This window comes from Lentzea sp. NPDC058436, assembly GCF_042721515.1.
Taxonomy (GTDB): Bacteria; Actinomycetota; Actinomycetes; order Mycobacteriales; family Pseudonocardiaceae; genus Lentzea.
The window spans coordinates 342,947-365,674 of sequence record NZ_JBHXLF010000002.1; the positions used below are offsets into that span (position 1 = coordinate 342,947).

At 69.5% G+C, this 22,728-nt stretch carries 26 protein-coding genes and 1 pseudogene; 14 read left to right on the plus strand and 13 right to left on the minus strand.

The annotated features are described in order from the left end of the window. Window positions 1-97 precede the first annotated feature (97 nt). The gene (locus ACFWN2_RS09030) at window positions 98-709 is read left to right on the plus strand and encodes a Clp protease N-terminal domain-containing protein (protein WP_382426032.1); all 612 of its coding nucleotides are present in this window, start codon (window positions 98-100) and stop codon (window positions 707-709) included. Here ACFWN2_RS09030 and ACFWN2_RS09035 read toward each other — a convergent pair. After that, entirely contained in the window at window positions 663-1,628 is a 966-nt protein-coding gene (locus ACFWN2_RS09035; protein ID WP_382426033.1) for a helix-turn-helix transcriptional regulator, read from the minus strand. The two genes, ACFWN2_RS09030 and ACFWN2_RS09035, sit on opposite strands and share 47 nt — an antisense overlap. Window positions 1,629-1,731: 103 nt before the next feature. Here ACFWN2_RS09035 and ACFWN2_RS09040 point away from each other — a divergent pair, with 103 nt between their 5' ends. The 3 genes from ACFWN2_RS09040 to ACFWN2_RS09050 are packed head-to-tail and all read left to right on the plus strand — an operon-like array spanning window position 1,732 to window position 3,045. Then, window positions 1,732-2,148, plus strand: coding sequence for a VOC family protein (locus tag ACFWN2_RS09040; RefSeq protein WP_382426035.1), 417 nt, complete (start codon window positions 1,732-1,734; stop codon window positions 2,146-2,148). Continuing rightward, window positions 2,145-2,618: a hypothetical protein gene (locus tag ACFWN2_RS09045; protein WP_382426036.1), complete on the plus strand. Its 474-nt coding sequence runs from the start codon at window positions 2,145-2,147 to the stop codon at window positions 2,616-2,618. The genes ACFWN2_RS09040 and ACFWN2_RS09045 overlap by 4 nt, the downstream gene beginning before the upstream one ends. Window positions 2,619-2,640: 22 nt before the next feature. Further along, the gene (locus ACFWN2_RS09050; protein WP_382426038.1) at window positions 2,641-3,045 is read left to right on the plus strand and encodes a protein-tyrosine phosphatase family protein; all 405 of its coding nucleotides are present in this window, start codon (window positions 2,641-2,643) and stop codon (window positions 3,043-3,045) included. A 34-nt stretch (window positions 3,046-3,079) separates the two neighbouring features. On the opposite strand, the gene ACFWN2_RS09055 is transcribed toward ACFWN2_RS09050, so the two are convergent. Both ACFWN2_RS09055 and ACFWN2_RS09060 read right to left on the minus strand, forming a co-directional pair. Continuing rightward, on the minus strand, window positions 3,080-3,748 hold the full coding sequence (locus tag ACFWN2_RS09055; protein ID WP_382426040.1) for an MOSC domain-containing protein: 669 nt from the start codon (window positions 3,746-3,748) through the stop codon (window positions 3,080-3,082). Window positions 3,749-3,758: 10 nt separating this feature from the next. Next, window positions 3,759-4,148, minus strand: a complete 390-nt coding sequence (locus ACFWN2_RS09060) for a MerR family transcriptional regulator (protein ID WP_382426041.1) — start codon at window positions 4,146-4,148, stop codon at window positions 3,759-3,761. A 60-nt stretch (window positions 4,149-4,208) separates the two neighbouring features. Between ACFWN2_RS09060 and ACFWN2_RS09065 the strand changes: the two genes are divergently transcribed. Next, window positions 4,209-5,243, plus strand: a complete 1,035-nt coding sequence (locus tag ACFWN2_RS09065) for an aldo/keto reductase (protein ID WP_382427419.1) — start codon at window positions 4,209-4,211, stop codon at window positions 5,241-5,243. A 1-nt stretch (window position 5,244) separates the two neighbouring features. Here the strand turns inward: ACFWN2_RS09065 and ACFWN2_RS09070 are convergent, their stop codons facing one another. The 3 genes from ACFWN2_RS09070 to ACFWN2_RS09080 are packed head-to-tail and all read right to left on the minus strand — an operon-like array spanning window position 5,245 to window position 8,407. Next, window positions 5,245-6,366, minus strand: a complete 1,122-nt coding sequence (locus ACFWN2_RS09070; protein WP_382426043.1) for a hypothetical protein — start codon at window positions 6,364-6,366, stop codon at window positions 5,245-5,247. Then, complete coding sequence (locus ACFWN2_RS09075) at window positions 6,363-7,877, minus strand: alkaline phosphatase D family protein (protein ID WP_382426044.1); 1,515 nt, start codon at window positions 7,875-7,877, stop codon at window positions 6,363-6,365. Before ACFWN2_RS09075 ends, ACFWN2_RS09070 begins: the two co-directional genes overlap by 4 nt. Window positions 7,878-7,888: 11 nt before the next feature. Next, entirely contained in the window at window positions 7,889-8,407 is a 519-nt protein-coding gene (locus ACFWN2_RS09080) for an NAD(P)-binding protein (RefSeq protein WP_382426046.1), read from the minus strand. A gap of 65 nt (window positions 8,408-8,472) precedes the next feature. Here ACFWN2_RS09080 and ACFWN2_RS09085 point away from each other — a divergent pair, with 65 nt between their 5' ends. Then, the gene (locus ACFWN2_RS09085; RefSeq protein WP_382426047.1) at window positions 8,473-8,943 is read left to right on the plus strand and encodes a GbsR/MarR family transcriptional regulator; all 471 of its coding nucleotides are present in this window, start codon (window positions 8,473-8,475) and stop codon (window positions 8,941-8,943) included. Here ACFWN2_RS09085 and ACFWN2_RS09090 read toward each other — a convergent pair. Next, complete coding sequence (locus ACFWN2_RS09090; protein WP_382426049.1) at window positions 8,879-9,430, minus strand: TetR/AcrR family transcriptional regulator; 552 nt, start codon at window positions 9,428-9,430, stop codon at window positions 8,879-8,881. The two genes, ACFWN2_RS09085 and ACFWN2_RS09090, sit on opposite strands and share 65 nt — an antisense overlap. Window positions 9,431-9,543: 113 nt before the next feature. Here ACFWN2_RS09090 and ACFWN2_RS09095 point away from each other — a divergent pair, with 113 nt between their 5' ends. The 5 genes from ACFWN2_RS09095 to ACFWN2_RS09115 all read left to right on the plus strand — a co-directional run bounded on the left by ACFWN2_RS09095 (window position 9,544) and on the right by ACFWN2_RS09115 (window position 14,391). Then, window positions 9,544-10,488: an SDR family NAD(P)-dependent oxidoreductase gene (locus ACFWN2_RS09095; protein ID WP_382426050.1), complete on the plus strand. Its 945-nt coding sequence runs from the start codon at window positions 9,544-9,546 to the stop codon at window positions 10,486-10,488. Next, window positions 10,485-11,423, plus strand: a complete 939-nt coding sequence (locus ACFWN2_RS09100) for an SDR family NAD(P)-dependent oxidoreductase (RefSeq protein ID WP_382426051.1) — start codon at window positions 10,485-10,487, stop codon at window positions 11,421-11,423. Before ACFWN2_RS09095 ends, ACFWN2_RS09100 begins: the two co-directional genes overlap by 4 nt. A gap of 696 nt (window positions 11,424-12,119) precedes the next feature. Beyond that, complete coding sequence (locus ACFWN2_RS09105) at window positions 12,120-12,548, plus strand: hypothetical protein (protein ID WP_382426053.1); 429 nt, start codon at window positions 12,120-12,122, stop codon at window positions 12,546-12,548. A 42-nt stretch (window positions 12,549-12,590) separates the two neighbouring features. Further along, entirely contained in the window at window positions 12,591-13,277 is a 687-nt protein-coding gene (locus ACFWN2_RS09110; RefSeq protein WP_382426054.1) for a TetR/AcrR family transcriptional regulator, read from the plus strand. 70 nt (window positions 13,278-13,347) lie between these two features. Next, a complete protein-coding gene (locus ACFWN2_RS09115; protein WP_382426055.1) occupies window positions 13,348-14,391 on the plus strand; it encodes a chitinase in 1,044 nt (347 codons plus the stop codon). On the opposite strand, the gene ACFWN2_RS09120 is transcribed toward ACFWN2_RS09115, so the two are convergent. The 6 genes and pseudogenes from ACFWN2_RS09120 to adh all read right to left on the minus strand — a co-directional run bounded on the left by ACFWN2_RS09120 (window position 14,388) and on the right by adh (window position 19,794). Next, window positions 14,388-14,774, minus strand: a complete 387-nt coding sequence (locus tag ACFWN2_RS09120) for an SgcJ/EcaC family oxidoreductase (protein WP_382426056.1) — start codon at window positions 14,772-14,774, stop codon at window positions 14,388-14,390. The two genes, ACFWN2_RS09115 and ACFWN2_RS09120, sit on opposite strands and share 4 nt — an antisense overlap. Window positions 14,775-14,866: 92 nt before the next feature. Next, complete coding sequence (locus tag ACFWN2_RS09125; RefSeq protein WP_382426057.1) at window positions 14,867-16,138, minus strand: alpha/beta hydrolase family protein; 1,272 nt, start codon at window positions 16,136-16,138, stop codon at window positions 14,867-14,869. A gap of 69 nt (window positions 16,139-16,207) precedes the next feature. Beyond that, on the minus strand, window positions 16,208-17,059 hold the full coding sequence (locus ACFWN2_RS09130; protein ID WP_382426058.1) for a hypothetical protein: 852 nt from the start codon (window positions 17,057-17,059) through the stop codon (window positions 16,208-16,210). Continuing rightward, on the minus strand, window positions 17,056-17,910 hold the full coding sequence (locus ACFWN2_RS09135) for a hypothetical protein (protein ID WP_382426059.1): 855 nt from the start codon (window positions 17,908-17,910) through the stop codon (window positions 17,056-17,058). The genes ACFWN2_RS09130 and ACFWN2_RS09135 overlap by 4 nt, the downstream gene beginning before the upstream one ends. Window positions 17,911-17,920: 10 nt before the next feature. Further along, window positions 17,921-18,271, minus strand: coding sequence for a DUF779 domain-containing protein (locus tag ACFWN2_RS09140; RefSeq protein ID WP_177229609.1), 351 nt, complete (start codon window positions 18,269-18,271; stop codon window positions 17,921-17,923). Continuing rightward, window positions 18,271-19,794: pseudogene (gene adh, locus ACFWN2_RS09145) on the minus strand (aldehyde dehydrogenase). The gene ACFWN2_RS09140 and the pseudogene adh overlap by 1 nt, the downstream one beginning before the upstream one ends. A gap of 128 nt (window positions 19,795-19,922) precedes the next feature. Here adh and ACFWN2_RS09150 point away from each other — a divergent pair. The 3 genes from ACFWN2_RS09150 to ACFWN2_RS09160 are packed head-to-tail and all read left to right on the plus strand — an operon-like array spanning window position 19,923 to window position 22,708. Further along, window positions 19,923-21,047, plus strand: a complete 1,125-nt coding sequence (locus ACFWN2_RS09150) for a GAF domain-containing protein (protein ID WP_382426062.1) — start codon at window positions 19,923-19,925, stop codon at window positions 21,045-21,047. 25 nt (window positions 21,048-21,072) lie between these two features. After that, the gene (locus tag ACFWN2_RS09155; RefSeq protein ID WP_382426064.1) at window positions 21,073-21,822 is read left to right on the plus strand and encodes a hypothetical protein; all 750 of its coding nucleotides are present in this window, start codon (window positions 21,073-21,075) and stop codon (window positions 21,820-21,822) included. 28 nt (window positions 21,823-21,850) lie between these two features. Continuing rightward, window positions 21,851-22,708, plus strand: coding sequence for a PfkB family carbohydrate kinase (locus ACFWN2_RS09160; RefSeq protein WP_382426065.1), 858 nt, complete (start codon window positions 21,851-21,853; stop codon window positions 22,706-22,708). The last annotated feature ends 20 nt before the right edge of the window (window positions 22,709-22,728 follow it).

Sequence of the window (22,728 nt, forward strand, 5' to 3'; positions counted from 1 at the left end):
TTCGTCGTTGACTGTAACCCCACTTGGGGGTACATATGGGGTTATGCCGAAAATCAATGTATATCTGCCCGATGAACTCGCGGAGACCGTGAAGGACATGAACATTCCGGTCTCGGCGATCTGTCAGAGAGCGCTCGAAGGCTCGGTGAAGCGGATCGCCGCGATTCGGGCACTCACGGTCGAAGACCTCGAACGCGACACCCTCCCGCAGTTCACCGCTCGCGCCTGGAACGCGCTCCAGATCGCCGCCGGGCTCTCCCTGGGCACCGGGCTCGGCACCGCGCAGCTCCTGGCGGGCATCGTGCGGGAGGAGGGCAACCTCGCCCTGGACGTCCTCCGCGCCCTGGACGTCGACCCGCGCGGCCTGGCCACGTCCGTCCAAGCCGGTGAGGGCGAGAAGCCCGGTTTCGCCGACGACGGCGCCGCCGCGCTGGAGTTGGCGGTCGTCGAGGCCATCGCGCTGGGACACAACTACATCGGCTGCGAGCACCTGCTGCTCGGCGTCGTCGCCGAACCGAACGGTCCCGGCGGTGCGGAATTGCGCGAGCTGGGCGTGGAGATCAAGGGAGCGCGCCGAGCCGTTCAGACGGCACTGGCGGGCATCATCCACTTCCAGAAGCAGCAGAAGGCCGCCCCGGACGCGGCGAAGGTGCTGGAAATGATCATGACCCGGCTGGCTCGGCTGGAGCAGCACGCGAGTATCGGCTGACGAGCTCCGCGCCGATGCGCGCCAGGTGGTCCTGCACCTCGGGCGACTCGACGGTGATCAGACCGCCCCACCCGGCGACGTTGCGGGCGATGTCGAGCGGGCGTGGCGCCGTCAGCTCGACCCTCGTGTGCTCGCCCTGCTCCTCGACGACCGTGCAGTGGCGTCCGTGCTGGTGCTGGAAGACCTTCAGGAACCTCGTGGGCACGAGCACGGTCGCCGACGTCTCCGAGCGCTTCGCCTCGACGGCCGTGACGACCTCGTCCCAGGCGCCGGCGAGCTCGAAGCCGGCGGGCCGGGAGGCCGGGGCACCGGTGAGGGACACGCCCAGGATCCGGTCGAGCCGGAACGTGCGCTGCCCGTCCGCGGTGCCGGCGACGAAGTACCAGGTGCCGTCCTTGTCCACGAGTCCCCACGGGTCGACCTCGCGTCCCTTCGGCGCCTCGCCCCGCTTCTGGTAGGTCAGCCGCACGCGCACCTGTTCGACCACGGCCCGTTGGAGCTGGGCCACCAGGACGGGCCTGTCCCTGGTGTCCTCGCCCCACGCGGCCGTGTCGACGACAGTCGCGTCCGCGGCGGCCTCCGCGTCGGCGCGGAACGTCTGCGGCAAGGCCCTCACGAGCTTCCTGAGCGCGGACTTGATCTCCGGGGCGACGGACGCCGCCGGCCCCGCGATCAGGAACAACGCCTGCGCCTCGGCCGAGGTCAGCCCGCTGAGGTCGGTGCGGGCGCCTCCCACGAGCGCCCACCCGCCGCCTCTGCCCGGCTGGGGGTACACGGGCACTCCCGCCGCGGACAGCGCTTCGAGGTCGCGCCGGGCGGTGGCGTTCGAGACCTCGAGCTCCGCGGCCAGTTCCTTCGCGGTCACCCGGCCGCGGGCCTGCATCAGCAGGAGGGTGGCGACGAGACGGTCAGCGCGCATGTCTCCAGGTTCCCGCAAAAAGTGCTCACTGGATGAGCACTTTACGGCCGAAGCTCGAACCACACCGACCCGAAGTTTTCTGGAGGCAGCTGTGTTGCGAGGAATGTCGACCGTGTCCTACTTCGCCGACGACGTGACCGAGGCCCGCGACTGGTACGCGCGGTTCCTCGGCGTCGAGGCGTACTTCGAGCGGAGCACCCCCGACGGCGTGCTCGCGTACGCCGAGTTCCGCATCGGCGACTACCAGGCCGAACTGGGCATCGTGCAGCGCCGGTTCGAGGTGACGCCGTCCGACGGCCCGGCGGGCCAGATCCTCTACTGGGCGGTCGACGACCTCGACGCGACCCTGGCGAGGCTGTCGGCGCTGGGCGCCAAGACCCACGACGAGCCGCGCGTACGAGGGGAGGGGTTCGTGACGGCGTCGGTGGTCGACCCGTTCGGCAACATCCTCGGCGTCATGACCAACGTCCACTACATGGCGGTCGCGGAGCAGCGGCGCCCGCCTATCCTGCCTGGATGACGAGGCTCGCCATCACCGGCCACCGCGGGCTCTCCGCCGAGGTGGAGGCGGAGGTCGACCGGATGATCCGCGCCGTGGTGGGCGAGGCGCCAGGCCCGGTGGTCGGCATGTCGTGCCTGGCGGACGGTGCCGACGCGGTCTTCGCCCAGGCCGTGCTGGACGTGGGAGGCGCGCTGGTCGCCGTGCTGCCCGCCACGACGTACCGCGAGGCGTTGCCCGAGAACTACCTTCCGGTCTACGACAGGCTGCTGGCGCGGGCGGACGAGGTCGTGCGGCTGCCGTTCGAAGCACCGGACCCGCACGCGTACATGGAGGCGAGCAAGCGGATGATCGACGAGTCCGACGTGCTGCTCGCCGTCTGGGACGGGCTGCCGGGGCGGGGTCCCGGTGGCACGGCCGACGCGGTGGCCCACGCGCGGTCGAGGGGCGTTCCGGTCACGGTGCTGTGGCCGGAGGGCGCCGTCCGTTGAGCACGAACTCCTTGGGGGAGCTGTGAAGACCATCGAACTGCCTGACGGCGCCGTCATCACGGGCCGCGGCCTGCGCGACGGCAAGCTCGTCGAGCCGCACCCCGAGTACGGGGTGTACCTGCAACCCCGGCCGGTCGACGTGCCGTGGCCGCACGACTGGATCGAGTGGCCGGACTTCCGACTGCCACGCGACCACGACGCCGCGATCGCGCTGATCCGCTCGCTGCACGCCCGCGCGTTGTCCGGCGAGAAGGTCGAGGTGGCGTGCAGTGGTGGCGTCGGCAGGACCGGGACGGTGATCTCGTGCCTGGCCGTGCTGGCGGGCGTTCCGGCGGCCGAGGCCGTGGCGTGGACGCGCGCGCACTACCACCGCCGTGCCGTCGAGACGCCGTGGCAGAAGCGGTGGGTGCGGAACTTTCCCGGCTAGGCCCTGTGTCGCGGACCTGACTTCGACACAGGCTTTAGGAGTCGAGCTCGACCACGGTGCGCTTGTGCACCAGGTCGACGACCTCGGGCGGTACCGAGTCGCCGGCCGCGAGCAGCCGGGGCAGCAGCGCGGCCTCGGTGGTGACGGCGCGGAAGAACAGCTCGACCGTGACGTCGTGGTCGGGCCGGTGCACGACGGTGATCTCGTCGCCCGGTCCGACCAGACCTGCTTCGAGAACGCGGAAGTAGGCGCCGGGCCTGGCTTCCCGGGTGAACCGCTTCACCCAGCCGCGCTGCCCGAGGAACTCGGCGAACGTGCGGCACGGGATGCGCGGCCCGGTGACCTCCAGCAGGGCCGTGCCGATCCGCCAGTGCTCGCCGACGAGTGCGTTCGTGTGGTCGATGCCCTGCGTGGTCAGGTTCTCGCCGAACTGGCCGTTGTCCAGCGTCACGCCGAGCTCGGACTGCCACCGGTCCAGATCCTCGCGGGCGTAGCCGTACACGGCCTGGTACTCGCCGCCGTGCACGGTCCAGTCGGCGATCGAGTCACCCGCCACGCCACCGCCCGCCGAACCCTTGGGGCCCACCGGGCTGATCTGCAGCGGCCCGTCGACCGGGCGTTTGTCGATGCCGGTGGCGCCCGCTCGGGCGTAGTCGACGGGAACGGTCTTCCTGGCGACGTTCAGCGAGAGCACGACGGGCATGCGCCCGAGGTTATTGCGCGACGGCGCGGGCGTCGATCGAATTGACGTAGTCCTGGTAGACGCCCACCTTGTGCGTGATCAGGTCCATGCAGTCCTGCAGCTGCTCCATCTGCAGGCGGACGCGTTCCTGGTGCTCCTTCAGGATGTCCAGGCGCTGCAGCTCGTTGCCGTCGCCCTGCCGGACCAGGTCCGTGTAGCGGCGGATCTCCGGCACCGGCATCCCGGACATGCGCAGCATGATGCACATCCGCAGCCAGGCGAGGTCCTGCTCGGTGTACACGCGACGGCCACCCGGTCCTCTGTGGACCTGGTGCGCGAGGATGCCTTCCTTCTCGTAGAACCGCAGCGCGTGCACGCTCAGTCCGGTGCGTTCGGCCACCTGTCCGATGCTCAGCCCCATGTCCCCGAGCATAGGCTTGACCTAGAGTCGGCTCTACTTCGTAGGTTCTGCCGCATGAACATGCGCTATCGCGTTCTCGGGGGAACAGGCATCGAGGTCAGCCACCACTGCCTCGGTGCCATGATGTTCGGCTCCGTCGCCAACAACGACCACGAAGAGGGCGTGCGGATCATCCACCGCGCCCTCGACGCGGGCATCAACTTCGTCGACACCGCCGACATGTACTCGGCCGGCGACTCGGAGGAGATCGTCGGCAAGGCTTTGAAGGGCCGTCGCGACGACGTCGTGCTGGCCACGAAGGTGCACTTCCCGCTGGGGGAGGGGCGCAACCGCAGCGGCAACTCGCGGCGGTACGTCCTGAAGGCCGTCGAGGACAGCCTGCGGCGGCTCGGCACCGACTGGATCGACGTGTACCAGGTGCACCGGCCGGACTACCGGACCGACGTCGAGGAGACGCTGTCGGTGCTCACGGACCTGGTGCGGGACGGGAAGATCCGGGCGTTCGGCTGTTCGACGTTCCCCGCCGAGGAGATCGTCGAGGCGCACCACGTGGCGCTGAACCGCGGGCTGATGCGGTTCAGGACCGAGCAGCCGCCGTACTCGATGCTGGCGCGCGGGATCGAACGCTCCGTGCTGCCGACGGCGCAGCGGCTCGGCATGGGTGTGCTGGTGTGGAGTCCGCTGGCCAGCGGGTTCCTGTCGGGCAGGCACCGGCGGGGCGCGTCGGCCGAGGCGTTCCGCGCGACGCTGACGCCCGAGCGGTTCGACGAGTCGCTGCCGGGCAACGCGGCGAAGTTCGAGGCTGTGGAGCAGTTCGCGAAGCTCGCCGACGAGATGGGGGTGTCGTTGCCCGCGCTGGCGATCGCGTTCGTGACGGCGCATCCGGCGGTGACGTCGGCGATCACCGGGCCGCGCACGATGGAGCAGCTGGAGTCGTTGCTGGAGGGCGCTTCGCTGGTGCTGACCGACGACGTGCTCGACCGCATCGACGAGATCGTGCCGCCCGGCATCGACACCTACGACGTGCACGGGGCCTGGAAGCCCGCGTCGCTGCTGGAGGTCCACCAGCGACGCAGGCCGCTCGATCAGCGCTGACTCACCACTCCTGGGTGGTCAGGCCGGTGCCCAGGTAGATCTGGTCGAACCCGTTGCCGTCGTTGTCGTCGGTGTAGACGACGGTGACGCGGCCCCACGGGTCGACGCCCACGGCGGGCTCGTCCTGCCTGCCGGTGGCGTTCGAGACCGTGAGCTGCCGAGCGGGACGGCCCGTGGTGGTGCCGTCGGGGTTGTAGGCGCTGGTGTGGACGTCCTGCGCCTCGGTCGTGGTCACCGCGACCCCGAGCTGGTCGTCGATGCCGATCTGCGGGTCGGTGCCCGTCGTCGCCGCCACGGCACCCCGTGAGGTGCCCGCCGCGGTGAACGACTGGACGCGGACGCCCGACTGCTGCCAGGCGATCGCGAAGTCGCCGTTGAAGTTGGCCGCCACGGCGGGACATGTGCCCTGTCCCGTCGTGGTCTGCGCCAGCTTCACGCCTCCGGCCGGTGCGACGATCTTGCGGGCGACGTTCGCGTCCGCCTCCCACACGATCACGGCGTTGCCCGCCGCGCCCATCGCGACCTGCGGCTTGGCGTGCGTGCCGCCGGCGTTGTTGACCTGGGCCTCGTAGGACTTGGAGCTGAGGGACGCGAACATGCTCACCCGCGCGGTGGACGGGTTCGTGCCCTGCTTGTCCTCCCACGTGACCGCGAAGCCGGCGGAGTCAGGGTCCGCCGCCACGCTGGGGAAGTACTGCTGGCCGTCGGCGTTGGCGTTGGCCGTGCCGGAACCCGAGACGGTCCCGGTCGCGCTGACGGAGCGGACAGCGATGTTGTAGTAGCCGTTGCCGTCCGGGTCCTCCGACCACACGACGACGGCGCTGCCGTCCTCGCGCACCGAGACGTCGGGCTGCCAGTGGCGCCAGTTGCCGGTGCCGCCGGTGGAGAGCTTCTTCTCGTAGACCGACGCGCCCTCCTTGTAGAGGCGGATCCAGACGTCGGAGTGGATCGGGTCCTCGGGCGCGGTGGTGTCGCGGTCGTCCTCCCACACGACGGCCGTGTAACCGTTGCGGGAGGCCGAGACGGACGCGTTGTCCTGGTCACCGGTCGAGTCGCTGTTGACCGTGGACCACGTCATCGGGGCGGGTGCCAGCAGGAGGCTCGCGATCAGGAGTGTCTTCACGGCGCCTGCAATCCGGGGTTGGCGGCCTCGACGACGTAGCTGCCGACGGTCTTGACCGGGTAGTCGCGCACGGTGACCTTGTCGACTGCGCGGAAGTCGACGTTCATCTGCGTCGAGGTGGTGCGCGTCTTCACGTAGCCGCGCAGGTTCTTGAAGTACTTGACGTGCGGGTTCAGCGTCGGGTTGAGGCTGTTGTCGGCCGCGTTGCCGTCACCGCCGGACGTGATCGACGTGGTGACGAGCTCGGTGCCGATGATCCGGTTCTGGGTGCCGTAGTTCTGCATGAGGTTCGCGCCCCAGCTGCGGTGCACGTCGCCGGTGAGCACGACCGTGCCCTTGTTGCCGTTGGTGTCCCACGCGTTCTGGATGCGTGCGCGGTTGGCGGTGTAGCCGTCCCACGAGTCCATGCTCTTGGACCCGTCGGCGGCGGCGAGCCGTTGCGCGAAGAACACCTGCTGGCCCAGGAGGTCCCAGGTGCCGAGCTTCTGCCTCAGGCCGTCGATCAGCCACGTCTCCTGCGAGGAGCCTGTGAGCGTGCGTGCCGCGGCGTCGGCTTCCGGGCAGACCTTCGTGCCGTCGCCGCACGCCTGGTCGTCGCGGAACTGGCGGGTGTCGAGCATGTGGAACGTGGCGAGGCTGCCCCAGCGGACCCTGCGGTGCAGCAGCATGTTCTCGTTCGTCGGTGCCTGGGCGCTGCGCAGCGGCATGTGCTCGTAGTAGGCCTTGTAGGCGGCCGCACGTCGTGCCTTGAAGTCACCGGCGGGGCTGCTGTCGTTGCGGACGAGGTTCGCGTAGTTGTTCTCGACCTCGTGGTCGTCCCAGACGACGAGCCAGGGCGCGGTGGCGTGCGCTGCCTGCAGGTCCGGGTCGGTCTTGTACTGGGCGTGCCGGACGCGGTAGTTCGCGAGCGTGCTGATCTCGGTGGCGGGCGCGAACTTGCGGACCTTCGTGGTGGTGGCGGCGCCCTCGTAGATGTAGTCGCCGAGGTGCAGGATCAGGTCGGGGTGTTCCTCCGCCATCCGGCGGTAGGCCGTGAAGTAGCCCTCCTCGTAGTGCGAGCACGAGGCGAAGAGCATGGTGAGCTCGGGCTGGGTGCCGACGGCCGGTGCGGTGAGGGCGCGGCCGACGGGGGAGATGTGGCCACCGGTGCGGAAGCGGTACCAGTACTCGCGTCCCGGCTCCAGACCGGTGAGGGTGACGTGCACGGAGTGGGCGCTCGCCTGGGCCGTGGTGAACGTGCCCGTGCGGGCTATCGCGGTGAAGCGCTCGTCGGTGGCGACCTGCCATTCGACGGCGGTGGCGGTGTTCGGCATGCCGCCGAGGCCGTCGGCGTTGAGGGGGTTGGGGGCGAGGCGGGTCCAGATCACGAACCCGTCCGCCGATGGTTCGCCGGACGCGACACCCAGGGTGAAGGGGTACCCGATCGCGTTGGCCAGTGCGGGAAGTAGAACTCCGGCGCTCGCTCCCGCGAGGCCACCCACGATGAAGGTACGTCTCCGTAACGTGGTCATGGGACGGAGAGTTACCGGACGCGGGTAAAGGCCCGCCTAATTGAGTGTGGCTTCAAAGTGGTTTCCCACCAGGCGAAGGCGGCGCGGTCGTCGAGGTGGATGTCGAACGCGTCGGCGAGCAGTTCGGCGGCGCTGAGCGGCAGGCCGGTGTCGCGGACGGCGCGGTAGAGCAGGGCGACGTGGTCGCGGGACCAGGTGTCGAGGCACAGGCCGGGTAATCGCTCCGCCTCGCAGCAGGGCTGGGCGCACACGACGACGTCGAACCACTCGTCGTCGTGGTCGTTGAACGCGACCGTGACGCCGAACCGGTCGGGGTGCAGCCCGGTGACTCTGCTGCGGCGGGTCTCGTAGTGCAGGTCGTGGGGCAGCGCGGCGAGCCTTCTGGCCGCGCAGCGGTCGGGGCCGGTGATCAGCACGGGGTCGTGGTGGGCGCCGCTGTCGAGCACGACGACCTCCCACGTGCTGCGGGTGAGTCTGAGCGCGGTGGCGAGGCCGGAGACGCCGGCCCCTACGACGAGTGCTGTGGCCATGACCAGCCCCTTCCCCTAGGATTGAGGCTAGCGAATGTTCAGAAATTTCTGAAGACAGGGTGGCTGTGACGGGCGAGACAGATCGCAGGGAGGCCGCCGAGCACCTGGCGCTCACGCTGGTCGGCGCCGGGATGCAGCGCATGGGGGCGCGTGCTCTGGCGGCGTTCCTGTTCTCGGAGAAGGACACGCTGACCGCGGGGGATCTGGCTCACGAACTGGGTGTGAGCGCGGGTTCGGTGTCCGGCGCGGTGAAGATGGTCGCGCAGATGGGCCTGATCGAGCGGATCCACGTCGCGGGCAGCCGGCGTGAGCACTTCCGGATGCGCGACAACGCCTGGACGACGCTGTACTCGCGTCAGCACTCCGTGGTCGACGACGTGCTGCGTGCCGTCGAGAAGGGCGTGGACGCGGTCGGGGCCGGTCGCGCGCACGACCGGCTCGAGTACATGCGGGACTTCTACACGTTCCTGCTCAACGAGGCGCCGATGCTGGTGGAGCGCTTCGAGCGGCAGCGTCGTGCAGGACGCCGTTCATGATCAGGTCGAGCATCCGCCTCGCCTGAACCGGGTCGCCGTTCTGGGCGACGCCGACCAGCAGCGCCATCAGGTCCATGGGCTCGGTCTCGGCGCCCAGCGGCTCCAGCAGGCTCGACACGGCCTCGGTCATCTTCGCGCGGCTGTGCTCGAACGGGTTCAGGCCCAGCGCGATCACGGCCTGCAGCGCGTCCTTGAGGTCCCGTTTCGTGGCGGCGTAGGCGATGAAGCGGTCCATCCACTCCCTGAGCGCAGCCTCGGGCCCGTGCGTCTGCAGCAGTTCGGGCGCCGCGTCGCAGAGCTTCTCCAGTTCCGTGCGGTAGACCGCCTCGATCAGCGCCTCGCGGGTGGGGAAGTGGCGGTAGAGCGTGCCGATGCCGACGCCCGCCTTCTTCGCGATGGCGCCGAGCGTCACGTCCTTCTCGTGGGTGAACGCGTCGAGCGCCACCTCGATCAGCAGCCCCCGGTTCCGGACCGCGTCTGCACGCACTTCATCACTCCTATGGGGTACGTCACTTGCTAAACGGAGGCCCCTCCGCTTACTGTGGAACTCGAACCGGAGGCACCTCCGTTTCAGTGTACGACACAGGTTGGGGAAATCTGATGAGCGAGCGCATCACCACCCCGTTCGGGTTCGAGAGCACGGCTCTCGAGGTCGTCGAGGGCGTCGACCTGTCCGGCCGTCGCGCCGTGGTCACCGGTGGGGCGTCGGGCATCGGCGTCGAGACCGTGCGGGCTCTGGCCGCCGCCGGAGCCGAGGTCACCATCGCGGCGCGCGACGTCGAGGCGGGCCTGCGGGTCGCCGCCGAGGTGTCCGCGTCGACCGGCAACAAGGCCGTTCTGGTCGCTCCGCTGGAGCTGACCTCGCAGGAGTCGGTCAAGGCCTTCGCCGCGGCGTGGGACGGGCCGCTGCACCTGCTGGTCAACAACGCGGGTGTCATGGCCCCGCCGCTGACCCGCACGCCGGAGGGCTGGGAGCTCCAGTTCGCCACGAACCACTTCGGCCACTTCACGCTGACGCTCGGCTTGTTCGCCGCGCTGCGCGCCGAGGGCGCCCGCGTCGTGAACGTCAGCTCCGCGGGCCACCTGAGCAGCCCCGTGGTGTTCGACGACATCCACTACGAGCGCCGCGAGTACGACCGCTGGCAGGCGTACGGCCAGTCGAAGACGGCGAACGTCCTGTTCGGCGTCGAGGCGGGCCGTCGGTGGTCCGGCGAGGGCATCACGATGAACGCGCTGATGCCGGGCGGCATCCTGACCGCGCTGCAGCGCCACATCACCCCGGAGGAGCTGGAGGAGCGGCGCCGCCTGCGCGGCGGCTCGAACCCGTTGCGGCTCAAGACTCCGGAACAGGGCGCGGCCACCACGCTGGTGCTCGCCGTGTCCCCCTTGGTGGAGGGCCGTTCGGGCCTCTACTTCGAAGACTGCGAGGAGGCGCTCCCGCACGCCGAGGGCATGAGCAACGGGCTGGCCGCCTACGCGACCGACCCCGAGGCCGCCGCCCAGCTGTGGAAGGTCTCCGAGGAAACGCTGAAGGTGCAGGCATGATCACCACAGGATTCGGTCCCGAGACAACGGCACTCCAGGTCGTCGAAGGCATCGACCTCTCGGGCCACCGGGCCGTCGTCACCGGCGGCGCCTCGGGCATCGGCGTCGAAACGGTGCGCGCGCTGGCGGTAGCCGGCGCCGAGGTCACCATCGCGGCCCGCGACATCGACACGGGCGAACGAGTCGCGACCGCGCTCGCCAAGTCCACCGGCGCGCACATCACGGTGGCGCACCTGGACCTCTCCTCACAGGCATCGGTGAAGGCCTTCGCCCGCAACTGGGACGGCCCGCTGCACCTGCTGGTCAACAACGCGGGCGTCATGGCAACCCCGCTCACCCGCACGCCGGAGGGCTGGGAACTCCAGTTCGCCACGAACCACCTGGGCCACTTCGCCCTCACCCTGGGCCTCTTCAACTCCCTGAGGGCAGAAGGCGCCCGCGTCGTGAACGTGAGCTCCTCGGCCCACCTCATGAGCGACGTCGTCTTCGACGACATCCACTACGAGCACCGCGCCTACGACCGCTGGCAGGCCTACGGCCAGTCCAAGACCGCGAACATCCTGTTCGGCGTGGAGGCGGGCCGCCGCTGGTCCGGCGAGGGCATCACGATGAACGCCCTCATGCCCGGCAGCATCGCCACGAACCTCCAACGCCATCTGACGCAGTCAGAACTACAAGACCGCATCCGCCAAAGCGGCGCCACCACCCGCCGAGTCAAGACCCCAGAGCAGGGCGCCGCCACCACCCTCGTCCTCGCCACCTCACCGCTCCTCAAGGGCGTGTCCGGCAAGTACTTCGAGGACGGCAACGAGGCCGGCCCGGCAGAGCCGGGCAACTACGTCCGGGGCATGGCCCCGTACGCCCAGGCCGAGGAATCGGCCGCCCACCTGTGGAAGGTCTCCGAGGAAACCCTCTGGTCCCTCAAGGCGGCCTGACCCCAGCTGGCGGGGGAGATCGAGGTGTCGGCCAGAGAGGGGGCGGCTGGCTTCGGTCAGGCCTGTAGTGCGACCAGTTGCCCGGCCGGGTGTGCAGCCCGGCCGGGCATGTCGTGCTTCCGGCGGTTCGCGAGCTGGCGGCGGCATGATCTAGGGCCGCACCTCCTGGCAGCCGACAAGGCCAACGTGCCTTGGGAGGGGTGGCGCGACGGCCGCCGAGTCGTTCGCTGCAAACGCCAATCGCTCTGGCTGGCGACATGCCGCAGCGCAGTTCCGGCAGGTGACATGGTCAACGTGCCTGGGATGGCGACGCAACGGCCGCCGAATCGTTTGCCACAGCCGTCATCTGCGCCGACTGGTGGCCATATCTGCGCCGACTGGCGACATGGCGGCCACCCGCGTGGGCCAGCGGCATATCCCCTGCCGCCCTGGAGTTGTCGCGCCAGCCCGTCGGTGAAGCGCGACCCAGGTGAGGCCGCACATCCGGTAACTGCGCCCGAATGCAGGTTGCCGTTGTGCAACGGGCAATCCGCTCACACGGCCACCCGTCAGCCGCGCGTTCGTGCGAACAGACCCGGCACCGCACCCCAACGCACCAAACCGAGAACACTGTTCTTGACTTTCGTTCGAGAGGTGCGCTTGACTCTGCCCGAACCGAGAACACTGTTCTCGCAAATCGAGCAGAGGGGCAACGCCATGACCACGACCACCGAACGCCCTGTCGTCTCCCGCCGCTGGGACCACATCGGCCGAGGCGTGATGGCCTTCAACTCCGTTCTGACGTTCGCCGTCTTCGTCAACGGGTTCTTCCTGATGGCGGCCGCGAACGACGACCGGCTCATGGTCGAGGGGTGGCGCACGTTCGGCTATTTCGTGTTCAGTGCGATGTGGGCGCTTCTCGCGTTCCGCCCGCGCCAGGTGCCGGGAATCTGGGAACTGGTGCTGTTCCACAAGGTCGCCGCGTCGGTGCTGGCCTTCAGCATCATCGACACCGTCGAGGGCGCGCAGTCATCGATCAGCGATCCTTGGGTCGCGCTGTCGACCGCCTTCGCCTACGTGGCGTGCCGCGGCTGGTTGTCGTGGGGATCGCTCAAGCGCGACAAGGACCCCGCGCTCGTCGCGTGACCAAACGCGAAACGAGAACACTGTTGACTGTAGGGTGGGCGCGTGGCCACGACGCGACAATCAGCACGTGAACAGATGATGCGCGACATCGTGCGCGTCGGCCGGGAGCACCTCACCTCGGTTCTCCCGGCTGATTTGTCCCTTCGCGCCGTGGCGCGGGATCTGGGCGTGGTGCCGTCGGCGCTCTATCGCTACGTGCGTGACCGTGACGCGCTGATCACGTTGCTGATCGTGGACGCGTACGACAGCCTCGGGGACGAGGTCGATGAGGCGCTCAAGGCGACGTCGCGTCGCTCTTACCGCAAGCGTCTGGAGGCTGCGGTGCTGGCGGCGCGGGCGTGGGCGGTCCGTGAACGGTCCAGGTTCGCGCTTCTCTACGGTGCGCCCGTGCCGGGTTACGCGGCGCCGGGGGAGCAGACCGTCGCGCCGGGCACGCGGGTCATCGCGGCCATCGCCACGCTCGCCGACGACGCGTGGCGGGCGGGTGATCTCCAGCCCGTGGAGGCCACGCTGAGCCGCACCGTTCGCACCGACATGGAACGGCTGCGTCGCACGTACGGGATCGACATGCCGGCGAACAACGTCTCGCGCGTGTACGGGCTTTGGTCGGCGATCATCGGTGCGATCCTGTTCGACGTCTTCGGGCACTACGCCTCGGACACGCTCACCGAGCCGGAGGAGTTCCTCCGCGCGCACGTGGACGCGCTCGCCGCCACGATCGGCCTCTGACGGGTAGAGGTCTGGACCACTTCGTGCTCTAATGACTGTGGGTCGCCGCCTGTATGCGAGAGGTGAGCGAATGTCCGCCCGCTTGTTGCCGAGGGCACTGACAGCCCTGCTTCTGCTCATGAGCACCCTGCTCATCCCGTCCACCGCCCAGGCGGCCGACACGTGCGCGCTCAAACCCCGTCCCGCTGGCAAGGTCCTGCACGGGTACTGGGAGAACTGGGACGGCGCGTCCAACGGGGTCCACCCGCCGTTCGGCTGGACGCCGATCACCGACAGCCGCATCAAGCAGCACGGCTACAACGTGATCAACGCGGCGTTCCCCGTCATCCGCTCCGACGGCACCGTGCTGTGGGAGGACGGCATGGACACCGGTGTGAAGGTCGCGACGCCTGCCGAGATGTGCGCGGTCAAAGCCGCCGGGGCGACCATTCTGCTGTCGATCGGTGGCGCCACGGCGGGCATCGACCTGAGCTCGGCCGCCGTCGCGGACCGGTTCGTCGCGACCGTCGTGCCGATCCTGAAGAGGTACAACTTCGACGGGATCGACATCGACATCGAGACCGGGCTGGTCGGCAGCGGCAACATCAACCAGCTGTCGGCCTCGCAGGCCAACCTGGTCCGCATCATCGACGGCGTGCTCGCGGCGATGCCGGCCGGGTTCGGGCTCACCATGGCGCCGGAGACCGCGTACGTGACGGGTGGCAGCGTCGCGTACGGCTCGATCTGGGGCGCGTACCTGCCGATCGTCAAGAAGTACGCGGACAACGGCCGTCTGTGGTGGCTGAACATGCAGTACTACAACGGGTCCATGTACGGCTGCGCCGGCGACAGCTACTCGGCCGGGACCGTGCAGGGCTTCGTCGCGCAGACGCAGTGCCTCAACAAGGGGCTGGTCGTGCAGGGCACCACGATCAAGGTGCCCTACGACAAGCAGGTTCCCGGGCTGCCCGCGCAGCCCGGTGCCGGCGGCGGTTACATGAACCCCACCCTGGTCGGGCAGGCGTGGAACAGCTTCGGCGGCCAGCTCAAGGGCCTGATGACCTGGTCGATCAACTGGGACGGCTCGAAGGGCTGGACGTTCGGCGACAAGGTGAAGTCGTTGCAGGGGCGTTAGAGCACGATGGTGTTCTGCCCCGCGGCGATTCGCCAGCCTTCGTCCTCTTTGGACAGGATGTAGATCGGCGAGCCCTCGTTCTGGTCCAGGATGAGGGTGCCGTCGGGGCGGACCGGGCGCTGGCGGATCTTCACGGCCGCCACGTCGGGCCGGATGAACAGGACGTGCGCCACCTCGTACGTGGCGGTCGCCTCCTTCGCCGCGCCGGGCAGTACCTGGCGGGTGAAGGAGGCGATCTCGTCACGGCCGTTGAGGCGCTTGCCGTGCGCGGTGGTCCAGATCGCGTCCTCGCGGAACAGCGAGATGAACTCCTCGGCGAGCTCGTTCTGCTGGGAGTGCTGGACGGTGGCGACGAGCGCTTCGATGTCTGCGAGATCGGTCATGCCGAAGATCGTCGTACCTCGACCAATCTGGAGGTCAAGGCCCGGCCGCGCACAGCGTTTCGGAGGCGGTGTGCGCGGCCGGGCCTCGCGGGTCACTTTCGGGGCGCGACCCGGGACTCGTAGGACGCGGGCTTGTACCAGGGGTTGAAGAAGCAGCCGGTGCCGTACTTCTTGTCGTGGACCGAGCAGGACGCCGCGATCAGGAACGAGTTGGAGCGGACGCCCCACTTCTCCCAGGTCTGCAGCGACTGCATGGCCGCGGCGTACTCGGAGTCGCTGAACGCGCTGTGCGTGGCCTCGGTCGTGAAGGTCTGCACGAGGTTGTACCAGCGGCCGGCCTTCTGCACGGTGTCGCGATAGGCGGACTCGTGCTCGACGAACGCCGTGGGGTCGCCGATCGCGTGCACCGACAGCACGGGGATGTCGATCTTGCCGGTCAGGTCGCTGTCGTACGCGAGCTGCGCGCGGGCCTCGGGGTCGGCGGCGAAGCGGGCGACGCCGGCGTTCAGGGCGGCGTCGTCGTGCGAACCCTTGTACACCACACCGGTGTTGCTGAACGGGTTCTTGCCGCCCAGCCGGTTGTGCACGATGTCGCGGAACGTGAACGTCGCGAAGTTCAGGTGCGAGTTCAGCGTCTCCTCGGGGATCTTCGTGACGGTGAGGACGTCGGTGAGCTTCTGCTGCTGCTCCGGCGTGCGACTTCCCGCCACACCAAGGCATTCCTCGATCCGCCCGCGCAGCCCGGCGGTCGTCATCGTCGAGTCGGCGCGCAGACCCTGCCACAGCGGGTACTGCACCTCGGACGGACGCGGGTGGTTGCCGCAGTAGTACTGGTAGACCGCGCGCAGGTCGACGCGGTAGTCGTAGCCGCGCGAACCGCCGGCCATCACGCCGCTCGTGAGCAGGGCCGCGTCATAACCCTTGTACAGCTCGATGGTCTTCGCCGCGACGTTGCCGCCCCACGACTGCCCGTGGATGTACACCTTGCTCGGCTTGAGCATCGCGCTGACCATCTTGCGCAGGTTGTCGGTGTCCTCGGCCGCCATCCGCGTGCCGTACCCGCCGCGCCGGTAGGAGGTGCCCGCCCACGCGTAGCCCTCCTTGACCATCACGGACCACCGGTTGAGGTCGTCCCGCGTGCGCTCCGGCGTCGGCTCACCCAGGTCAGGTCCGCCGTGCGAGTGCACGACCAGAGTCTTGTTCCACTTCTTCGGCACGGCGATCGTGTAGTACGCGCCGTTGGCGTCCCGGCCCTCGTAGCAGGTGGTGCCCGCGGGGACGTTCTCCGGGCACGGCGCGGTCGGGGGCAGGTGCACCGGAGACGTGAGACTCGCGGTGAGTGCGAATGCCAGCAGGACGTTCATGGCGGGAATCGTGGGTCCAGCCGGGATAGTGGTCCAGCTCACCCGCGCAAACTTGGGATTTACCTGACGTTACGAGCGCGTCACGCGGCGGAAGCGGACGCTGTTCAGCACGTGCCGCGCCCACGCGTGGTCGGCCAGGTCGTCGTGCACGCACGTCACGACGACCATCTCGCCGAACCGCGCGACGTGCCCGTGGAACTCGTGCCGCGTCACGCCGTCCGAGCTGGTCGTGAGCCACAACGCGTGCCGCAGCTCGACGCCGTCGCGCACGAGGAACTGCTGCTCCTCCGGCACGTCCGGCGCGCCCTCCAGCGCCATCTCCAGGAACTTGTCCGCGGGTGTGCTCATGGCGCGGCGGACGTCCACGAACACCGCGCGGCCGGGGCCCGCGAACCGCAGGCCCTCCTCCAGCAGGTGCGGGGTGAGGCCTGCGGTGCGTTCGATGCTCCACGTGCCGGGCAGCTTCTGCCGGATCGAGATCGGCAGCTCGATCAGGTATCCGCTGAGCACCTCGTCGCGGTCCCAGGTGGTGCCGAGCAACGGGTGCTGAACGTATTCGGGCAGGTCATCGGCCTCGCGGACCTCGGCGACCACCGGTGCGCCGCGCAGGCCGTCCCACGGTTTGACGTCGTGCGCGAACGTGCCGGTGAACCGCAGCGAGGCGTAGCCGGGGCCGTCCCAGACCTCGTGGGCGTGCCGGGCGGCCTCGGGCTCCACGCGCATCCAGGCGCCGAACCACAGCTCCAGGTCGCAGGTCAGCTCGACGGGCAGCACGCAGCGGACGTAGGCGGCGTCGTCGGCCAGCAAGACGTTGCCGCCGGCCTTCAGAGACGGGTTCCGCACGCCGGGAGGCAGGCCCAGGTCGAGGTCGATCGCGCCGGAGTCGTCGGACTCGGCACCGCAGCACTCGCAGGCCGTCACCCGATGAACCGGACGCTGTTGAGCACGTGCTGCGCCCACGAGCGGTCCGCCGGGTAGCGGTGCACGCAGCGCACGGAGATCATCGTGCCGGGACGGACGACGTGTCCGTGGAACACCTGTTCCTCGTGGCCGTCGATCACCTCGCTGAGCCAGAACGCGTGACGCAACTCGGGGCCGTCGTGCGACACGGAGTGCTCGGCGCTCGCGGGGAAGCCGTCGAGGACCGCGCCCAGGAAGTCGCTGACGCTGCCGCCGGTGAGGTCGGCGTAGACGTCGAGCGCCACCCGGCGGTCGGGGCTCGTGAACCTGACCGTGCGGCCGTCGACCGCGCACCGCATGCCCTCGCTGCGTTCGACGGTCCAGACCTCTCCGAGCGTCTCGCGGACGGGGATCGGCAACGGGTGCCGGATGCGGCACAGCACCTCGTCGCGGTCCCATTCCCGCTCCAGCAACGGGTGCGAGGTGAAGTAGGGCAGCTCGTCGGTGTTGAGCACGGTCGCCTCGACGGGCACCCCCAGCAGGTCCCACGGCTTGATGACGTTCGCGAACGTGCCGGAGATCCGCAGGTTCGCGTACTGCTCGTCGTTGTCCCACACGGCGTGGGCGTACATCGCGTCGACCTTGGAGATCTGCGTCCACGCGCCGAACACGATCTCGGTTCCGCCGGTCAGCCGAACCGGGAGCAGACAACGGATGTAGGAGTCGCCGTCCGGCCCGACGAGCAACCCGCCTGTCGGCGCGCCGAGCCGCTCGCCCGGCACGCCGAGCAGTTGCTCCGGACGGTTCAACCTGTAGTCGATGCGGTCCGTAGAGGTGATCTCGGCTCCGCAGCATCCGCATTGGACGGTCATGCGGAAGAGATTAGAGCTCCTCGTCCGTCAGCAGTCGAGAGCGCACCAGAAAACGCACTCCCAGTGGTGCCTCCAGCGAGAAACCGCTCCCACGACCGGGCACGACGTCGATCGTCAGGTGCGTGTGGCTCCAGTACTCGAACTGAGACGCGGACATCCACACCGGCACCACGAACGAGTCCACGGCCAGATCGCCGAGGTGCACGTCCGACGCGCCCGTGCGGAACTCCCCGAGGGGATAGCACATCGGCGCCGAGCCGTCGCAGCAGCCGCCGGACTGGTGGAACATCAGGTCGCCGTGGTCGGCCCTGAGGCCGCGGAGCACGTCCGCGGCCTCAGGGGTCAGTGCGACGCGGGGCATCAGAAGAAGCCCTGGGCGTTCTGCGAGTAGCTGACGAGCAGGTTCTTCGTCTGCTGGTAGTGGTCGAGCATCATCTTGTGGTTCTCGCGGCCGATGCCGGACTGCTTGTAGCCGCCGAACGCCGCGTGCGCCGGGTAGGCGTGGTAGTTGTTCACCCACACGCGGCCCGCCTGGATGTCGCGGCCGGCGCGGTAGGCGACGGAACCGTCGCGCTACCACACACCCGCGCCGAGGCCGTAGAGGGTGTCGTTGGCGGTCTTGATCGCGTCGTCGTAGTCGGCGAACCGGGCCACGGAGACGACCGGGCCGAAGATCTCCTCCTGGAAGATCCGCATCTTGTTGTCGCCCTCGAAGATCGTCGGCGTCACGTAGTAGCCGCCGGACAGCTCGCCGCCGAGGTCGGCGCGCTCGCCGCCGGTCAGGATGCGGGCGCCCTCCTGCTTGCCGATGTCGATGTACGACAGGATCTTCTCGAGCTGGTCGTTGGACGCCTGCGCGCCGATCATCGTGTCGGTGTCGAGCGGGTGGCCCTGCTTGACGGCCTTCGTGCGCTCGACGGCGTCGCCCAGGAAGCCGTCGTAGATGTCGCTCTGGATCAGCGCCCGCGACGGGCAGGTGCAGACCTCGCCCTGGTTCAGCGCGAACATCGTGAAACCTTCGAGAGCCTTGTCGTAGAAGGCGTCCCGCTGCGAGGCCACGTCGTTGAAGAACACGTTCGGCGACTTGCCGCCGAGCTCCAGCGTGACGGGGATGATGTTCTCGCTGGCGTACTGCATGATCAACCGGCCGGTGGTCGTCTCGCCGGTGAACGCCACCTTCGCGACGCGGCGCGAGGACGCGAGCGGCTTGCCGGCCTCGACGCCGAACCCGTTGACGATGTTCAGCACGCCCGGCGGGAGCAGGTCGGAGATCAGCTCGTTCAGGACATGGATCGACGCGGGCGTCTGCTCGGCGGGCTTGAGCACGACCGCGTTGCCGGCGGCGAGGGCGGGCGCGAGCTTCCAGACCGCCATCAGGATCGGGAAGTTCCACGGGATGATCTGCGCGACGACGCCGAGCGGCTCGTGCAGGTGGTAGGCGACGAGGTCCTCGTCGATCTGCGAGATGCCGCCCTCCTGGGCGCGGATGGCGCCAGCGAAGTAGCGGAAGTGGTCGATCGCGAGCGGCAGGTCGGCGGCCAGGGTCTCGCGGACCGCCTTGCCGTTGTCCCACGTCTCCGCGACCGCGAGCATCTCGAGGTTCGCCTCGATGCGGTCGGCGATCTTGTTCAGGATGTTGGCGCGCTCGGCCACCGACGTCTTGCCCCACGCGCGGGCGGCGCCGTGGGCCGCGTCCAGCGCTCGTTCGACGTCCTCGGCGGTGCCGCGGGCGATCTCGGTGAAGTCCTCACCGGTGACCGGCGAAGGGTTGGCGAAGTACTGGCCCTTGGCGGGCGGCACGTACTCGCCTCCGATGTAGTGGTCGTACCGGTCGCGGAACGTGACCACGCTGTCCGGCTGTCCTGGAGCCGCGTACTTCGCCATGGGGCTTGCCTCCCGCGTCGTTGCGAACAGGCGGCGAACGTAGAACCGGCAACGTTTCACCCACGTTGCATCCGATCGGAGTACTCGCAGGCTTGCTCACGCGGTGCTATGGACTGCATCCTGGACCGATGGACCCAGTGGACCTGGGTGCCGCGCGTCCGGTGATCTCCGAGTCGTGGCGGCGCTCCCTCGCCGCGCACATCGACCCGGACAGACACGAGGCGCCGGTCGTCTACGCCCCAGACGAGATCGCCGACCTGCGCGGCACGCACCCGCTGGCCGCCACCGTGCCGCTGCTGCGGCACACGCTGTCGATGGACGACACGATCATGATCGTCACCGACACCCGCGGCCACATCCTCTGGTGCGAGGGCGACAACCAGGTCCGGCACAAGGCCGAGCGCGTCCACCTCACCGAGGGCTCGCGCTGGAGCGAGGACGTGATCGGCACGAACGCGATGGGCACCGCCCTCGCGACCGGCAAGCCCGTCACCGTCCACTCGCGCGAACACCTCGTGCGCACCTACCACGGCTGGACGTGCGCGGCGAGCCCGATCCACGACCCCCACACGGGGCTGTTGCTCGGCGTCGTGGACGTCAGCGGGCCGCTCAAGACCATGCACCCGGCCGTCGCGCAGCTCGTGTCCGCCGCCGCCCAGCTCGCCACGCACCACCTGCAGCGGTTCGCGCCGCGGCAGCACGTGCTGACGCTGAACTTCCTCGCCGGGCTGCACGCCGACCTGGACGGACGGCCGCTGACGCTGACGTTGCGCAACGCCGAGGTGCTGACGGCACTCGCCCTGCACCCCAAGGGCCTGACGGCCGAACAGCTCGCGTTGTTGCTCTATGGTGAGCGCGGGAACCCGACGACGGTCCGCGCGGAGCTGCACAGGCTGCGTGCGCAGCTCGGTGCTGTCCTGTTGACGAGGCCGTATCGGCTGGACGCGGTGGTGCGCGGCGACTTCCTGGACGTGCGGACGGCTCTGCGGTCCGGCGACGCGAGCGGGGCGACGCGGCACTACAGCGGTGATCTGCTGCCCCGGTCGGACGCCCCGGTGATCCGCGAGGAGCGGGTCGACCTCGCCGCCGCGGTGCGCAGGGGCGTGCTGGAGCGCGGGGACCTCGATGCGCTGCTGTCGTTCGCGGACAGCGGTGACGACGCCGAGGTGCTCGAACGGCTGCAGGTGCTGCTCCCGGCCACCGACCCTCGTCACGCTCTCGTCTCCTCGCGCCTGCGAAGGGCGCTGGAATAGGCTTTCCCGCAAGGGGAGGGCAAAAGTGAAGCAGTGCATCAACTGCATGACCCGGTTGCCGCGCAAGGACGTCACCGAGGTCGCGTGGTGTGCTTTGTGCGAACCGTGTCTGCTGCTCGTCGCGGACCAGATGAAGGTGGTCCACGACCGTCCGGGCGGCGCGGAGGTGCAGATCCGGCAGTGCGGCTGGTGCGGTGTCGCGCGCTCGTGCGGCACCGGCTGGCGCACGAGGTGCCTGGTGTGCCTGGACGACAGGTCGGTGCCGGACCCGGCGGTGCAGAAGAACGCGCACCGGCTGGAGCTCGGCGGGACGTGGCGGGAGAACTCGGAGTTCCTCGCCGCGACGACCGTGAAGCTCCGGCTGGCCAAGTACTTCCGGCCGGGCTGGACCGTGCTCGCGACGGACGTGCACGGGCTGCCGTGGACCGGATACCGGTGGCTGACGAAGTCGCACGGCACGTGGGGCCGCAACGACGAGACAGGGGAGGTGCAGCGGCTCAAGCGCGTGCGCGGTGAGGCGGCGCTGCTCTACCTCGTTCGGTACGGGAAGGTGCTCACGTTCGGTCGCGGCACCGAGGACAGGGTGAGCGGGCACGTCGCGCAGGGCGCGGTGCCGGTCCTCGTGCTGTCCGCGCCCAGCGAACGGGTCGTGGTCGCGCGGGACGGGCTCAAGCGCGTCCACCGCAGCGAGATGGTCTCGCAGCGGACGCCGGTCGACCTCTTCCAGGCGCTGCCGGACGGTCTCGACGTCACCGATCGGTTTCTGCCGAGTTGATCGGGCCGCCGCCGGGTAGTCCAGGACCGTGGACGACGTCGTGGTGGTGGGACAGATCGCGAGGGACCTGGTCCTCGTCGTGGACGAGGTGCCGGGTCCCGGCGGCACGGCGCCCGTGCGGGAACGCCGGGAGTTGCTGGGCGGCAAGGGCGCGAACATCGCCGTCGGGCTGGCCCAGCTGGGCGCGCCGGTCGCGCTCGTGGGCGTGGTCGGGGACGACGAGGTGGGTGCCCGGCTGCTCGCGCGGGCAGGGGCGGACGGCATCGCGACCGGCGGGGTGGTCGTCCGGCCGGGCTGCCGGACCGGGCTGATCGTGGATGTCGTCGCCGATGGCTGGCGCTACCTCGAAGACCTCCCCGACGGCGTGCTGCTGCGCGAGGACGACCTGCCGATGGACCTCATCGCACGCGCGGGCGCCGTCGTGGTGCAGCTCCAGCAACCGCCTGAGGTCGCTCTCAAGGCCGCACGGGCCGCCTCCGGGCGGGTGGTGCTCGACGGAGCCCCCGAACGGCTGCGAGACGAACTGCTGGCGTGCGCCGACGTCGTGCGCGCCGACCACCACGAGGCCGAGCTGCTGACCGGCCGCCGGATCACGACCGCGGACGACGCGCTGGAGGCGGCACGCGAGCTGAAGGGCCTCGAACTCGTCGCGTTCGCCGTGAACGACGTGGGCAACGTGTTCGCGTGGGACTCCGGGGAGCTGGTGGTGCCCCTGGGAGACGTCGAGGTGGTCGACACGACCGGGGGCGGGGACGCGTTCGTCGCGGCGCTCACGTTCGCCCTCACGCGTGGAGACGGTCCCGAGGCGGCGGCGAGGCTCGCCGTGGAGGCCTCCGGGGCGACCGTGACCCGTGCGGGAGGACGGCCGAGCCTCACCGGACGCTGATCAGCCGAGTTATCGTTACT

Bases quoted from the DNA above. Each gene is read 5' to 3' on its own strand.
- ACFWN2_RS09150 (WP_382426062.1), top strand. From the start codon at position 19,923: ATGGACCCAGTGGACCTGGGTGCCGCGCGTCCGGTGATCTCCGAGTCG.
- ACFWN2_RS09080 (WP_382426046.1), bottom strand. From the start codon at position 8,407: ATGGCCACAGCACTCGTCGTAGGGGCCGGCGTCTCCGGCCTCGCCACC.
- ACFWN2_RS09105 (WP_382426053.1), top strand. From the start codon at position 12,120: ATGACCACGACCACCGAACGCCCTGTCGTCTCCCGCCGCTGGGACCAC.
- ACFWN2_RS09055 (WP_382426040.1), bottom strand. From the start codon at position 3,748: ATGCCCGTCGTGCTCTCGCTGAACGTCGCCAGGAAGACCGTTCCCGTC.
- ACFWN2_RS09135 (WP_382426059.1), bottom strand. From the start codon at position 17,910: ATGACCGTCCAATGCGGATGCTGCGGAGCCGAGATCACCTCTACGGAC.
- ACFWN2_RS09125 (WP_382426057.1), bottom strand. From the start codon at position 16,138: ATGAACGTCCTGCTGGCATTCGCACTCACCGCGAGTCTCACGTCTCCG.
- ACFWN2_RS09045 (WP_382426036.1), top strand. From the start codon at position 2,145: ATGACGAGGCTCGCCATCACCGGCCACCGCGGGCTCTCCGCCGAGGTG.
- ACFWN2_RS09035 (WP_382426033.1), bottom strand. From the start codon at position 1,628: ATGCGCGCTGACCGTCTCGTCGCCACCCTCCTGCTGATGCAGGCCCGC.
- ACFWN2_RS09100 (WP_382426051.1), top strand. From the start codon at position 10,485: ATGATCACCACAGGATTCGGTCCCGAGACAACGGCACTCCAGGTCGTC.
- ACFWN2_RS09115 (WP_382426055.1), top strand. From the start codon at position 13,348: ATGTCCGCCCGCTTGTTGCCGAGGGCACTGACAGCCCTGCTTCTGCTC.
- ACFWN2_RS09065 (WP_382427419.1), top strand. From the start codon at position 4,209: ATGCGCTATCGCGTTCTCGGGGGAACAGGCATCGAGGTCAGCCACCAC.
- ACFWN2_RS09030 (WP_382426032.1), top strand. From the start codon at position 98: ATGAACATTCCGGTCTCGGCGATCTGTCAGAGAGCGCTCGAAGGCTCG.
- ACFWN2_RS09040 (WP_382426035.1), top strand. From the start codon at position 1,732: ATGTCGACCGTGTCCTACTTCGCCGACGACGTGACCGAGGCCCGCGAC.
- ACFWN2_RS09075 (WP_382426044.1), bottom strand. From the start codon at position 7,877: ATGACCACGTTACGGAGACGTACCTTCATCGTGGGTGGCCTCGCGGGA.
- ACFWN2_RS09095 (WP_382426050.1), top strand. From the start codon at position 9,544: ATGAGCGAGCGCATCACCACCCCGTTCGGGTTCGAGAGCACGGCTCTC.
- ACFWN2_RS09060 (WP_382426041.1), bottom strand. From the start codon at position 4,148: ATGGGGCTGAGCATCGGACAGGTGGCCGAACGCACCGGACTGAGCGTG.
- ACFWN2_RS09140 (WP_177229609.1), bottom strand. From the start codon at position 18,271: ATGCCCCGCGTCGCACTGACCCCTGAGGCCGCGGACGTGCTCCGCGGC.
- ACFWN2_RS09120 (WP_382426056.1), bottom strand. From the start codon at position 14,774: ATGACCGATCTCGCAGACATCGAAGCGCTCGTCGCCACCGTCCAGCAC.